Origin of the sequence: Limnochorda sp. L945t (assembly GCF_035593305.1) — a bacterium.
Lineage (GTDB): Bacteria > Bacillota > Limnochordia > Limnochordales > Geochordaceae > Carboxydichorda > Carboxydichorda subterranea.
The window spans coordinates 1,982,034-1,995,215 of sequence record NZ_CP141615.1 but is presented as its reverse complement, the minus strand read 5'-3'; the positions used below and the strand labels follow the sequence as shown (position 1 = coordinate 1,995,215).

The following is a 13,182-nucleotide window of genomic DNA, read 5'->3' as shown; positions in this document are numbered from 1 at the left end:
CCCCTCTTCCTGTCCAGGATGCGTCACGTGCGGCGCTGGCGCACGATTTGGAGCTTGAAGCGGTGCCAGACGATGTAGTCCACGGAGTGGATGATGGGGACGTTGCGATCGTCGAAATGGGTCTCCGTGAGTTTGACGAGCGGGGTTGCCGGATCGACCTCCAGCAAGGCCGTCAGCTCGGCGTCGGGCAGTTCGGCCGCAATCTCGGCCACGGCGTACCGCACGCGGCGGCGGGCGACCTGGTCCAGCACCTCGAAAAGCGGCCGCCCCTGCTGCCCGGCGTCGATCGCCTCGCGGCCCAGGACATCCAGGGGCACGCCGACACGCTGCGGCAGCCGGCTGACACCCAGGGCGATGGGATGCCCGTCGGCCCGGTACACCTGCCGGATGGCGACCACCGTGTCACCCGGGGAGACCTGGAGCGCCCCGGCCACGTCCGGAGTCGCAGGCTCCAGGCTCCACTGTTGATGGTCGATGCATGGCTCTTTGCCGCTTGCCCGGATGATCCGCGGGATTCCTCGGAGCTCTTCCAGCCCGGTGGTGACCGAGCGATCGGGACCGAGCACGAAGGTCCCTACACCCTGGCGCCTCAGGATCAGCCCTTCCCGCTCGAGCGCGTGCAGGGCCTCTCGAACGGTAGGCCGGCTGACCCCCAGCTGGGAGGCGAGCTTGGGCTCGCTGGGCAAGGGGGCGGAGCGGGGCCATGACTGGATGAGTTGCCGGAGATCCTGCTGGACCTCCGCGTAGAGGGGGAGGCGGCGCCTCCGGTGTTGGATGCGAAGCTCTTCGGACAAAGGCCATGCCTCCGGGCCGGAGCTTGTCTGACATCTTACAAGTACACCTTGATGAAATCGGCGTCAAGGGGGCAATCTCCTGGGTCGTCCTCCCTCTCTGTCCGCCGGCAGCAGGAGAGGCCACGGGGGTGCGAGGAGACGCCTCGGCACTGCGGCTCAGGGCTGGTGCGAAGCCGGGGAGGACGAGGGTTGACAGCGCAGGCTGTGCGCGTGTATAAACGGTTTCAAGGTTGCGTACGGGATCGACGGGATTGTCGTCGCATTCACATTCGCCTGACGCCGTCTGCTCCGGAGGCGGCGGGCGAGGCCGGGCGGCATGGGACGCCGAGCGAGGGGCTCACACGGGGTGCAGGCGCCGTACGTTCTCGACTGCGTTGAGATTCAACGATCCTTCGGCGGCATCAAAGCCCTTGACGGGGTCACCATACGGGTGCGTGCGGGGAGCATACTGGGCGTGGTCGGGCCCAACGGTAGCGGAAAGACCACGCTCGTCAACGTCATTACGGGGTTCTACCCGCCGCAGGGTGGCCGCATACTCTTCGACGGGCAGGACGTCACGGGCCTCCGGCCACACCGCATCGCTTCCCTGGGTATCGCGCGCACCTTCCAGAACCTCGCACTCTTCCGGGGTATGAGCGTGCTCGACAACGTCCTGTTGGGTCGCCACGTACGGCTCCGTCCCGGGGTGTTGAGCACGGCGCTGTATTGGTGGTGGGGGCAGGGAACGGAGGTACGGCATCGCCGAGAGGTGGAGGAGATCATCGACTACTTGCAGCTCGAGGGAGTTCGCCAGGAGCCGGTAGAGCTATTGCCCATCGGCCTGCAAAAGCGGGTCGAGCTCGCCCGTGCGCTGGCGGCCAAGCCGAGGCTCTTGATCCTCGACGAGCCCATGGCCGGCATGAACCAGGAGGAGAAGGAGTACATGGCCCGCTTCATCCTCGACGCCCACGACGAGCTTGGCTGTACCGTCGTGCTGATCGAACACCACATGGACGTGGTCATGGCCCTCTGCGAGGAGCTCGTCGTGCTCGACCACGGATCCGTGATTGCCGAGGGCCCTCCGGAGCTGATGCGGGCCGATCCGAAGGTGATAACCGCGTACGTCGCCGGCGCTGCCCGGGTCGTCGCCACGGTGGAGCGGGTGGATTTCCGGGACTCGCTCACGCTGGAGATCGAAGCCCGGCCGGCCGTGGCGGTGGCGTCAGCGCCTGGAAGTCTACCCGAGTTCGAGCGGGCCGTGAGCCAGATCGCGCGGGAGCGGCTGCGCGTGCGGCCCGACGCCATCAGGTTGGTTCCCCCCGGTAGCCTGGAAGGGCGGCCTGCCCTTACCGATCGGCGGGCCGGGTGATCCTTCACGGGATGGTTTCCGGGTATTGGGTGGCCAGGCGAAGCGCCGTCTCCACGGCTGTCTCCGGGTCGCTGACTCGCACGATGGGGTCTTGGAAGCCTTCTCGGCCGTGCCCGTCTTTGTCCAACCGCCAGGTCGCAAGGCCCACCACCGGGATCCCGAGCTTGAGGGCGAACGCGATCTCGCTCAGGGTCCCGTAGCTGCCGCCCACGGCGACGATGGCCTGCGCCGAACGCACCACGATGCTGTTGCGTGCCTCTCCCAAATTGGTCACGATGGGCACGTCGATGAAGGGGTTGGCCGACGACCGGTGAGCTCCGGGCAGGATGCCCACCGTGAGCCCCCCGGCCCGTTTGGCCCCGCGCGCCGCCGCCTCCATCACGCCGCCCATGCCCCCGCACACCAGCACGGCGCCGCGCCGGGCAAGGGCCTCGCCCACGCGCTCCGCCAGCGCCGCCATCTCCGGGGCACACTCCTGCTCACCGACGACGCCGATGAACGGCCTTTTCGACATGGACACCAACCCCGCGGGCAAGGCCGTTCTCACAGGCGGCGGGCCTGCGGCGCCTGGGGCAGCAAATCCTCGACCTCCTGCAATGCCGGGAACGATACCTGAGTCCCCATCCTGGTGACGGAGAGCGCCGCCGCCGCGTTGGCGAACACCACGGCCCGGGCCAGGGGCTCTCCCATCCCGATACGGGCCGCCAGGGCCCCGATGAAGGCGTCGCCGGCGCCCGTGGTGTCCACCGCCTTCACCTGGAAGGCCGGGAAAAACTGCGCGGCTCCGCCCGCCTCGCACAGCAGCGCTCCTCGCTCGCCCATGGTGATGACCACCGCCCGTGCCCCCCGTTCGAGCAAGCGGCAAGCCGCATCCCGCGCGCTCTCGGGGTCGTGGATTGCCACGCCGCTGAGCGTCTCGGCTTCTCCCTCGTTGGGGGACAGGACGTCGCTCAGCTCGAAGAGCTCGTCCGGCATGGGCAGGGCCGGCGCCGGGTTGAGGATGGTCGTGCGGCCGTGCTTGCGGGCGAGCCGCAGCGCCTCGGCGGTGACCTCCACCGGCACCTCGAAGCCCCCTACCACGACGTCCGAGCCGGCGATCGCCGGCTCGGCCTGGCGGACTTCGGCCGGGGTGAGGCGGTAGCTTGCCCCCGGTACGATCGCGATGAGGTTGTGGCCCTCGTCGTCCACGAAGATGGTCGCGACTCCAGAAGAGGCCTCATCGTCCCAGAAGACGTACCGGGTGTCCACGCCGTGCTTGCGGTAGTTGTCGATGGTCATCTGCCCGAACGTGTCGCGGCCGAGCTTGGTCACCATGGTCACCTGCGCTCCGAGCCGGGCCGCCATCACGGCCTGGTTGGCCCCCTTGCCCCCGCAGCCCATGTGGAACCGATGCCCGATCAAGGTCTCTCCCATCCGGGGCATCCGGGGGATACGGGTGACGAGATCCGTGTTGGAGGTGCCGACGACCAGGATCCGGGGTGGCTGGGGCATAGGCCTCCACTCTCTCCTCCTCGGCGCTACCACTTTGACACCGGAGACGGGCCTCCTGTCGCCCATGCGCGGCTTGGGCCCGCCGGGTCCGGCCCAACGTTGGGCAGCCGCGCTGGCGCACTCCGAGCCGGCTCACGCGGCCTTCTCGACCTTGAAGCGTTTGACTGCCTCCAGCAGCTGGCCGGCCATCCGGGCCAGGGCCTCCACGGAGCCGCTCATCTGTTGCACGGCGGCGGACTGCTCCTCGGTCGTCGACGAGACCTCTTGCGCCCCCGCGGCGGCCTCCTGGGTGGCCGCCGCCATCGACGAGACGGCGTGCAGGGTCGAGTCGACCCGGTCGACGACCTCCTTCGCCACCTGTTGCACCGTCGCCGCTTGCCGGTCGAGCTCCTCGAGCCGCTGCGCCATCGCGTCGAACGCCTTGCCGAGCTCCAGCGCCCCTGCCACGCCCTCCTCGGTCGTAGCCCGGGCCTGATCCATGGCCTCCACCGCGACCCGGGTACGCTCCTGCACCTGGCCGATGAGCTGGGCGATCCGCCCGGCGGCCTGCCGGGACTGCTCGGCCAGTTTGCGGACTTCCTCGGCGACCACGGCGAAGCCACGGCCCTGCTCTCCGGCCCGGGCCGCCTCGATGGCGGCGTTGAGCGCCAGGAGGTTGGTCTGTTCGGCGATGCCGGTGATGACGTCCACGATCTGCCCGATCTGTGCGGAGTCGCGGCCCAGCTGGCTGATGGCTTCGGCCCCGCGCTCGACGCTGCTGGCCAGCGCCCGCATGCGTTGGTCGGTGTGGGCGGCGGTCGTCCTGCCCTGGTCGCGCAGAGCGCCCAGTTGGGCGGAGAGCTGCGATAGCACCTGGGCCGCCTGCACGGCGGCCTGCGCGGCCGAGCCCATCTGCTGGGCGTCTTTGCCCGCCAGTTCTGCCTGGTGGGCGAGGTCTCCCACCGAGCGGGCCATCTGGTTGACCGTGTCCGCTACCTGCTGCACGCTTTGCCCGACCTGGCGGGCTGTGGCGGAGAGCTCCTGGCTGGATCCCGCCAGCTGCCGGGCGCCCGCCGCCACCGACGCGACCAGGCCCCGAAGGCTCTCCGTCGCCTTTCGTACGCTCTCGATGGCCCGCCCCACCTCGTCTCCGGCGCGGTACGACGGTTGCTGGGTCAGGTCGCCCTCCGCCAGGCTGGCCACCGAGTGCACCAGGACGGTGAGAGGCCGGGCGATGGTGGTGTGGGCGACCCACAGGGTGAGCGCCGCCACCACGAGGGCGGCTGCCGCGGCGATCAGCAGCAACTGCTGGAAGCGCCCGGCCCGGGTGCGAGCGGCGCCGACCGCCGCCGCCACGGCGCCGTGGTTGGCCGTGAGCACCTGATCGAGGTGCTGGCGAATGCGCACCTCGATGTGACCCAGCTGTTCTGCGTACGAGCGGAGAGCGGCGGCGCCGCCGGCGTCCAGCGTGCCGGCATCCATGTAGGCTTTGACCGCCTCCTTGAGCTGGGACCAGTCGCCGGCGATCCGGTCCAGGCTGACCTGCTCATCTTCGCCAAGCCGCCCGCTGCGGTAGTGCTCCATCGCCTTTTCGAACTGCTGCATGAGCCGGTCGACGGCGGCGGCCGCCTCGGCCCTGGCCACGGCGCTGGAGGCCAGGCTGTAGGCAAGCAGCGAACCGTCGATGCTGGCGAGCGCCTCGGCCATGGCGTAGGCATCTTCCAGGCTCGCCATGCTCACGCTCTGGAGGTCTGCCATGTTTCCCGTGAGCCGCCGCATGCCGACGAGTCCCGTCACGCCTACGGCCACCGTGAGGAGGAAGGAGACCAACGCGACGATGGAGAGTTTCGCGACGACCCGCCGGTCTCGGAGCCAGCGCATGGATGCCATCTACCTTTCTGCCGGGATGCAGCGATCCGTAGCGCGATTGGTTGCTGCTCGCACCGGAGAACCGGCCTTGGCGCCGGATCCGGCCTCCGTCTTTGTGTCGGCCGGGGGTTGACGGGACCTGAGGCGACCGAAGGAGGGGCTCGACGGGTGGCAGCCGCAGGGAGCAGGAGGCAGCCGGCACGTGCCCAACTTCCCTGCTCTGGCGGTGCCATCAGGCAGGACAGGGGAGGGCGCTCGCATGGGCAACGGCAGGCCGAGGGCGCGGGAGTGGGGGCTGAGGCTCGGGGTGCTGCCGCCCGGCCCTCGCAACGCCATCACCGACGTCGAGGGCGTGGCGGTGGGGCACACGACCCTCTGGATGGGGGAGGGGCCGCTGGTCGAGGGGGTGGGGCCGGTCCGGACCGGCGTGACGGTGATCCTGCCCCACCGCGGCAACCTGTACCTCGAGAAGGTGCCGGCCGCCCAGTTTACCTTCAACGGGTACGGCAAGGCGACGGGGCTTGCGCAGATCGACGAGACGGGGACGATCGAGAGCCCGATCGCCGTCACCAGCACCCTCAACGTGGCGCGGGTGGCCGATGCCCTGGTCAGCCATTGCCTGGAGCAAAACCCCGGCGTGGGCCGGGTGCTCGGCACGTTCAGCCCGGTGGTGGCGGAGATCTACGACGGGTTCCTGAGCGATGCCCGGGGGCGACACGTGCGGGAGCAACACGTTCGGGAGGCGATCCGGTCGGCCTCCACGGGGCCCGTGGAGGAGGGTTGCGTGGGAGCCGGCACGGGGGCGATGGCGTTCGGGTGGAAGGGCGGGGTCGGCACGTCCTCCCGGGTGCTCCCGGCAAGCCACGGCGGGTGGACGGTGGGAAGCCTCGTGGTGACCAACTTCGCCGGGGTGCTGACCATCCAGGGTCTGCCGGTAGGGCCGCTTCTGGGCCACATGCCGCTCGACCTGCCCGCGCGCGAGGCGGACGGCCAGCCGCACGAGGGAGGCTCGGTGATCGTGGTGCTGGCCACCGACGCACCCTTGTCGCCTCGCAACCTGCATCGCCTGGCACGGCGGGGGGTCATAGGATTGGCCCGGACGGGCTTTTTCGGCACGCACACGAGCGGCGACTTCGTCCTCGCCTTCTCCACCGCCGTTCGCATCCCCCATGCGGCGCGCCTTCCGAGCGGGCAGGAGTCCCTCGTCCTGCCGGGCACCGGCGAGGTGCGTAACGAGGCGACGTCGGCGCTTTTCCTGGCAGCTGCCGAGGCGACGGAAGAGGCCGTACTCAACGCGCTGTTCCGGGCGACCACCGTAGTCGGGCGGGACGGCCACCGGGCCGAGGCGCTCGACCTGGAGAAGCTCCGGGAGCTGCTGGGTAACCTCGTGTCTCGGTAGAGCAGGAGGTAAGTAGTAGACGGCGAACTGTGATGCCGCGGGCCGATAACGTTCACGGTCTTTCATGGCACGGTGTACAGGTACCGGCCTCAGCGCGCACGAGTTCATCGCCTGAGCTGGGCAAGGGTGTCGATGTGCCGTGTTCGAGTGCAGGAGTGGGTTGTCACAGCTTTTGATAACGTTCACACGATGTGGGAAACGGTATCGGATCGAGGTGCGTCACTTGGGGCCCAGGGGAAGGGGGACGGTCGAATGCGGATGCGTCCAGCTCTTTCGGTCTTGGGGATGGCGGTACTACTGGCTTTGACAGCGGTGGCCGTGCCGGCGGCGGCTGCGCCCACCACCATCACGGTGTGGGGATGGGACTACCAGAAAAAGGTGGTGGACGGGCTCCTGCCGGACTTCTACAAGCTCCATCCGGATATCAAGGTCGAGTGGAAGGTCATGCAACCCCAGCAGGTGCGCCAAAACATGTTGCTTGCGCTTTCGTCGGGCGCCGGCGCGCCGGACGTGTTCGCCGCGGAATCGGCATGGGTGGGGCAGCTCATTGCCGTCGGGGGTATCTGGGACATCACGGACAAAGTGCAGGCGCTCAAAGACCAGTTCAATGCGTACAAGTGGCAGGACGTCTCCCTCGACGGGCGGATCTACGGGATGCCTTGGGACAGCGGCCCCGTGGCGCTCTACTATCGTCGTGACGTACTTCAGGAGAGCGGCCTGCCCACCGATCCGCAGGCCGTGGCCGATACCTTCTCGACGTGGGATCGGTACTACGAGCTGGCCGGCAAGATCCACTCGGCGACCAAGGCGTACATGTTTGCCCACGCCAAAGCCAACAACGACGCACGCGATTGGGAGAAGCTCGCGTGGCAGGCCGGCGCAGGCTACTTCGATGCTGCCGGCCGGGTGATACTGGACAGGCGGCCCGAAAACACCCGGGTGCTCGAGTTCCTTGCCCGCTTCTGGAAGGACAACATGGCGCAGGACGCGCAGCCGTGGACGCCCGCCTGGTACGCGGGGTTCGCCGACGGCTCGGTGGCCACGCACTTCGGGGCGGTGTGGATGGGCGGCTTCCTCAAGACCTGGGTGGCCCCTAAGGCAGAGGGCAAGTGGGGCGTGGCACCGCTTCCGGCCTGGACCCAAGGAGGAGTGCGCACCTCCAACGACGGCGGCTCCAACCTCCTGATCCCGGCCCAGTCCAAGCACAAGGAGGCGGCCTGGGCGTTCGTCTCCTTCGTGACGGCTAACCGGGATGCCCAGGTCAAGGCCTGGGAGTCGATGGACTCCTTCCCGTCGCTGGAGTCGGCCTATTCGGCCCCTATCGCCCGGGAGCCCGACCCGTACTTCGCCGGGCAGCCGTACCGGCTGGTCTTCGTCGAACTGGCCAAGCAGATCCCGACCTGGTACTACACCAAGGATTACCCCGAAGCCAACAGCATCCTGGCGGCCGAGATCGTCAACGTGGCGCTCGGCAAGAAGACGCCCGAGCAAGCTATCAAGGACGCGGCCACGCAGATCCGCAAGCGGACCGGACGGCAGTAACGGGCGATCCGGTCAATCGCAGAGGGTGGTAGACAGCGGCGGTGTTCGGCCGTCAGACCCGGCCAGGCCTGGCGCCGGGCACCGCCTTCCCCGGCTCAGCGAGCACGAGGCTTGGGGACAGCAAGGCAGGAGCGGGCTGCCATGAAGTACAGGCAATGGGCTCCGTACCTCTTCATCTCGCCGTTTTACGTCATGTTTGCCGTTTTCATGTTGTATCCGGTGGTATGCAGTTTCGTGCTGAGCTTCCACTCGTGGAACGGCGTGGGGCCCTTGGTCCGGGTCGGCCTCGCCAACTTTGCCAGGCTTTCCCAAGATCCCCTCTTTCTCCAGTCGTTCGCCAACAGCGCGATCATCTTCTTGATGTACGTGCCGGCCATGACATTCATGGCCCTGGTGCTGGCCGCCATTCTCAACACCGGGTACCTCAAGTTTCGCGCGGGGTGGCGTCTGTCGATCTTTCTCCCGTACGTGACGGCCGTCGTGGCGGTGGGCTACACGTTCGCCCTGCTGCTGGACCGCGACTACGGTCTGCTCAACCTGGTTGCCGTCAACCTGGGTCTCGGCAAGATCGAGTGGCTGCTGCAACCCAATCTGGCCAGGCTTTCTCTCAGCGGCCTCGTAACCTGGCGATGGCTCGGCTACAACATGATCATCATGCTCGGGGGCCTGCAAAACATCTCCCCGGAGCTATACGAGGCAGCCCGCATCGATGGGGCCGGCGCCTCACGGGCGTTCTTCGCGATCACGGTGCCGCTCATGCGGCCGGTGATCCTGTTCGCGGTCATCCTGTCGACCATCGGCACCTTCTCGCTGTTCACGGAGCCCTACATCCTTTTCCAGGGCACCGGCGGTGCAGGGCCCGCCAACTCGACTCTGACGCCGGTGCTCTACCTCTACCAGAACGCGTTCAATTTCCTCAAGTTCGGCTACGCGTCGGCCATCGCGTATGCCTACTTCGCTGTCCTGTTTATCTTGACGGGGCTACAGTGGCGGGTCTTCGGGACGGACGAGGAGGGGAGACGCTGAAGCGATGAGGGCCTGGAGGGGCAAGGCGCTGAAGGGTTTGGCGTACGTGGGCATGACCCTGCTCGCGTGCACCATGGTCTTGCCGTTTCTGTGGATGCTGGCGAGCTCGTTCAAGCCTCAGTCGGAGATATTCGCCTATCCTCCCTCTCTGGTCCCGAGGACACCCTCGCTCGCCAACTACCGGGGACTGTTCGAGCAGATGCCCTTTGCCGTCAATCTGTTCAACACGGCGTACATCGCAACCCTGTTCACGACCCTCGCCATCTTCTTCTGCACCCTTGGCGGGTTTGGCTTCGCCAAGTACCGGTTCCGGGGGCGGGAGCCTCTTTTCCTCGTCTTACTTGCCTCGATGGTGATTCCGTTCGAGGTAACGATGGTACCGCTGTACGTCGTCTACCAGCGCATCGGATGGGTCGACACCCATTGGCCCCTGATCATCCCCGGAACGGCCAACGCGTTCGGCATCTTTTTCATGCGCCAGATCATCCGGGGCGTGCCCGACGAACTGCTCGATGCCGCCCGTATCGACGGGGCAGGGGAGTTCGGCATCTTTACCCGGGTCGTCGTCCCTACCGTGATGCCAGCCATCGCCAGCCTCGGCATCATCTTCTTCATGGGCTCCTGGAACAACTTCCTATGGCCACTCGTGCTGCTCAGAAGCGAACGCAAACTCACGGCGGCCGTCGCGATCGCGCGCCTGCAGGGAAGCATCTACACTCCTTACGACCTAGTGATGGCTGGGTCGGTGGTGCTCACGTTGCCGTTGTTGTTGGTGTTCGTGCTGATGCAGCGCCAGTTCATCGAAGGCATCATGTCCGGAGCGGTCAAGAGTTGACCGAGGGACAGGGGGGACGCGGCTGTGTGGATCGGAGCCGACTACTATCCCGAACAGTGGCCAAAGGAGCGCTGGCCGCTGGACGCCGAGCTCATGGCCCGGGCCGGCTTCCGGGTCGTCCGGCTCGCCGAGTTTGCCTGGGCGAGGATGGAGCCGGAGGAGGGGCGCTTCACGTTCGACTGGCTCGACGAGGCGCTCGAGGTGCTGGGCCGTCACGGGATCCAGGCGGTGCTGGGCACGCCAACCGCAACGCCTCCGGCTTGGCTGGTCCAAGCGCATCCCGAGATCTTGCCGGTGGACGAGGACGGGGTGCGGGTCGGCTTCGGCGGCCGCCGGCATTACTGTCCCAACTCGCCTGAGTATCTGCGGCACGTCGAACGGATCGTCGAGGCGATGGCGCACCGTTACGGGCAGCACCCCGGAGTGATGGCCTGGCAGATCGACAATGAGCTGGGAGGCCATCGCACCGCCTGCTTCTGCGACACGTGCCGCTCCGCCTTCCAGGAGTGGCTGCGGGAGCGCTACGGCTCTCTCGACGCTCTCAACGAGGCGTGGGGGACGGCGTTTTGGAGCCAGGCTTACACCTCCTGGCAACAGATCCCCTTGCCGGGCCGCACAGTAGCGGTCCACAACCCCTCTTTGCGGCTCGACCACGCCCGCTTCGTCTCCGACGCGTACGCCCGGTTTCTGCGGCGCCAGGTCGCAATCTTGCGGCGGGGGGCGCCCCACCACCGCATCACGACCAACTTCATGGGCCTGTTCGAAGACCTCGACTACTTCTCGTTGGCCGGGCCCCTCGACTTCGTCTCGTGGGACAACTACCCGGGTTTCCGCCCTGCTCCCGGGGAAGCCTCTGGGGCCGCCGTCGCCTTGAGCGCCGACCTTATGCGGTCACTGCGGCACCGGCGCTTCTGGGTCATGGAGCAGCAGGCGGGCCCGACGGGCTGGGATGGGCTGATCGACCCGGCTCCTCGCCCGGGGCAGCTGCGCCTGTGGACCTGGCAGGCGGTGGCCCACGGGGCGGAGGCCGTCCTCTACTTTCGCTGGCGTACGGCGACCAAAGGCGCCGAGCAGTTCTGGCACGGGATTCTCGACCACCATGGCCGGCCCGGGCGCCGGTACGAAGAGATCCGCGGGACGGCCGAGGAACTTGGGCTTCTTCCGGGCTGGCTGGAACAGGCCGTTCCTCGGACGCCCGTAGCCATCCTGATGTCGTATGACGACCGGTGGGCGTGGCGGATCCAACCGCAAAACGCCGGCCTCACTTTCGAGGCCCGCCTTTTGTCGTGGTACCGGGCCATGTGGCGCAGGGGTGTGGGCGTGGGGATCGTGCGGGCGGGCGACCGGTTGCCCCTCGGGCCGGGGTCCGGCGCGCCAGCAGAGGGTTTCCGGATCGTGGTGGTCCCCAGCCTCATGTCGCTCACGCCCGAGGGGGCCTCGCGAATCGAGGGCTTCGCCCGCAGCGGGGGAGTCGTCATCGTGGGGCCGCGCACGGGTATCAAGGATCAGGCCAACGCGGTGTATCCCCTGCCGCCGCCCGGCCCGCTGGCAGGTGTATGCGGCGTGACGGTCGAGGAGTACGACTCCTTCCCAGTGGGGAAGCGGATTCCCGTTCGGCTCCAGCTCCCTCGCCCCGATCTGGAGGAGGGAGCGCCGGCGGGCCCTGTCCTGCAGGGAACCGGGGCTGTCTGGTGCGACGTGCTCGCCCCACAAGGGGCGCGTGCCGTCGGCTGGTACACAGCCGACCACTTAGCAGGTCGCCCTGCGGTCACGGTCCACCCGGTGGGTCGCGGCGCCGTGGTGTACGTCGGAACGCTCCTTGACCCCCAACTTCAGGAGGCCATCGTCGATTGGGCGCTGGAACGGGCCGGGGTGGAGACACCTCTCTCCGCGCCTGACTCTCAGGCAGCCGTGCTCGCTTCGGACGTCGAAGCGGTGCTGTGGGACGGCCCCGGGGGCCGGTCGGCGCTCTTTCTGCTCAACCACGGAGCGCAGGCGGCGACAGCCCACCTGCGCGGTCGCTGGGTGGACGCCTTCACCCGCGCGCCCGCCGGGCCCGGTGTGACCCTCGACCCTTACGGGGTGACGGTGCTGGAGAAGGCGCCCGGCGACCCCTCTCCGGGGGTCAGTTGACGTCGACGTGGGCTTCGGCCCGCCGCCCGGCCATCACCCAGCGGGTGACCTGCGTGACCCGCTCGGCCAGGTGGCGCAGGGCGGCTCTGGCGGCATCGCTCAAGGGCGGCTGACCTCGGTTGGCCGTCCAGCTTGCGCCGTACGGGTTGCCGCCGGCCGCGAAGACCCGGGGGTCGGTGTATCCGGGGCTCACCACGATGCATCCCCAGTGGTACAAGACGTTGTAGAGGGCGAGCAGCGTCGACTCCTGACCTCCGTGGGGATTGGACGCGCTGGTGAATCCGGCCGCTACCTTGTTGGCGAGCTTGCCCTGCGCCCAAAGCGGTCCCGTGCTGTCCATGAACTGCTTGAGCTGCGACGCCACGTTGCCGTAGCGAGTCGGCGTGCCGAAAAGGTAGGCGTCTGCCCACTCGAGGTCGTCGAGACTGGCCAGGGTCACGCCCGAAGTGGCCTCGACGTGGGCCTTCCAGGCAGGGTTTTGCGCAATCGCCTCGGGCGGGGCGAGTTCGGCCACCCGCCGCAACCTCACCTCGGCTCCTGCCTCCCGGGCGCCGGCCTCCAGTTCTCGGGCCATCCGGTACACGGTGCCCGTCGCGCTGTAGTAAACGACCGCAATCTTGGGTGCCTGTGCCATGGTTCTCTTCGATGCTCCCCTTCCTGCGAGGCGCAGATAGTATAGCCGCGCCCTGCCAGCAGGTGGGGACCGTCCTGCACAAGCTCGCCGGCCCGCGGCGGGCGACGACCCCAGGTATAATCGGCAGGGGGC

11 protein-coding genes are annotated in these 13,182 nt (G+C 68.0%); 6 read left to right on the top strand and 5 right to left on the bottom strand.

Annotation, left to right across the window (positions count from 1 at the left end):
* Positions 1-23 precede the first annotated feature (23 nt).
* A complete protein-coding gene (locus U7230_RS09280; RefSeq protein ID WP_324715565.1) occupies positions 24-794 on the bottom strand; it encodes a GntR family transcriptional regulator in 771 nt (256 codons plus the stop codon).
* A gap of 316 nt (positions 795-1,110) precedes the next feature.
* Between U7230_RS09280 and U7230_RS09275 the strand changes: the two genes are divergently transcribed.
* Positions 1,111-2,142, top strand: coding sequence for an ATP-binding cassette domain-containing protein (locus tag U7230_RS09275; RefSeq protein WP_324715564.1), 1,032 nt, complete (start codon positions 1,111-1,113; stop codon positions 2,140-2,142).
* 4 nt (positions 2,143-2,146) lie between these two features.
* Here the strand turns inward: U7230_RS09275 and U7230_RS09270 are convergent, their stop codons facing one another.
* The 3 genes from U7230_RS09270 to U7230_RS09260 form a co-directional block, all read right to left on the bottom strand.
* Positions 2,147-2,656 (bottom strand): TIGR00725 family protein, encoded by a 510-nt coding sequence (locus tag U7230_RS09270; RefSeq protein WP_324715563.1) that lies wholly within the window; start codon positions 2,654-2,656, stop codon positions 2,147-2,149.
* 29 nt (positions 2,657-2,685) lie between these two features.
* Positions 2,686-3,633, bottom strand: a complete 948-nt coding sequence (gene rbsK / locus U7230_RS09265) for a ribokinase (RefSeq protein ID WP_324715562.1) — start codon at positions 3,631-3,633, stop codon at positions 2,686-2,688.
* Positions 3,634-3,765: 132 nt separating this feature from the next.
* Entirely contained in the window at positions 3,766-5,493 is a 1,728-nt protein-coding gene (locus U7230_RS09260) for a methyl-accepting chemotaxis protein (protein ID WP_324715561.1), read from the bottom strand.
* Between the two features lie 247 nt (positions 5,494-5,740).
* Here U7230_RS09260 and U7230_RS09255 point away from each other — a divergent pair, with 247 nt between their 5' ends.
* The 5 genes from U7230_RS09255 (at position 5,741) to U7230_RS09235 (ending at position 12,416) form a co-directional block, all read left to right on the top strand.
* On the top strand, positions 5,741-6,880 hold the full coding sequence (locus U7230_RS09255; protein WP_324715560.1) for a DmpA family aminopeptidase: 1,140 nt from the start codon (positions 5,741-5,743) through the stop codon (positions 6,878-6,880).
* Between the two features lie 252 nt (positions 6,881-7,132).
* Complete coding sequence (locus U7230_RS09250; protein WP_324715559.1) at positions 7,133-8,422, top strand: ABC transporter substrate-binding protein; 1,290 nt, start codon at positions 7,133-7,135, stop codon at positions 8,420-8,422.
* Positions 8,423-8,563: 141 nt separating this feature from the next.
* Positions 8,564-9,448: a carbohydrate ABC transporter permease gene (locus U7230_RS09245; RefSeq protein ID WP_324715558.1), complete on the top strand. Its 885-nt coding sequence runs from the start codon at positions 8,564-8,566 to the stop codon at positions 9,446-9,448.
* A gap of 4 nt (positions 9,449-9,452) precedes the next feature.
* Positions 9,453-10,283 (top strand): carbohydrate ABC transporter permease, encoded by an 831-nt coding sequence (locus tag U7230_RS09240; protein WP_324715557.1) that lies wholly within the window; start codon positions 9,453-9,455, stop codon positions 10,281-10,283.
* Positions 10,284-10,307: 24 nt separating this feature from the next.
* Positions 10,308-12,416 carry a beta-galactosidase gene (locus U7230_RS09235; RefSeq protein WP_324715556.1) on the top strand — a complete coding sequence of 703 codons (2,109 nt, stop codon included), beginning with the start codon at positions 10,308-10,310 and terminating at the stop codon, positions 12,414-12,416.
* Here U7230_RS09235 and wrbA read toward each other — a convergent pair.
* On the bottom strand, positions 12,409-13,050 hold the full coding sequence (gene wrbA, locus U7230_RS09230; RefSeq protein WP_324715555.1) for an NAD(P)H:quinone oxidoreductase: 642 nt from the start codon (positions 13,048-13,050) through the stop codon (positions 12,409-12,411). The two genes, U7230_RS09235 and wrbA, sit on opposite strands and share 8 nt — an antisense overlap.
* Between the last annotated feature and the right edge of the window lie 132 nt (positions 13,051-13,182).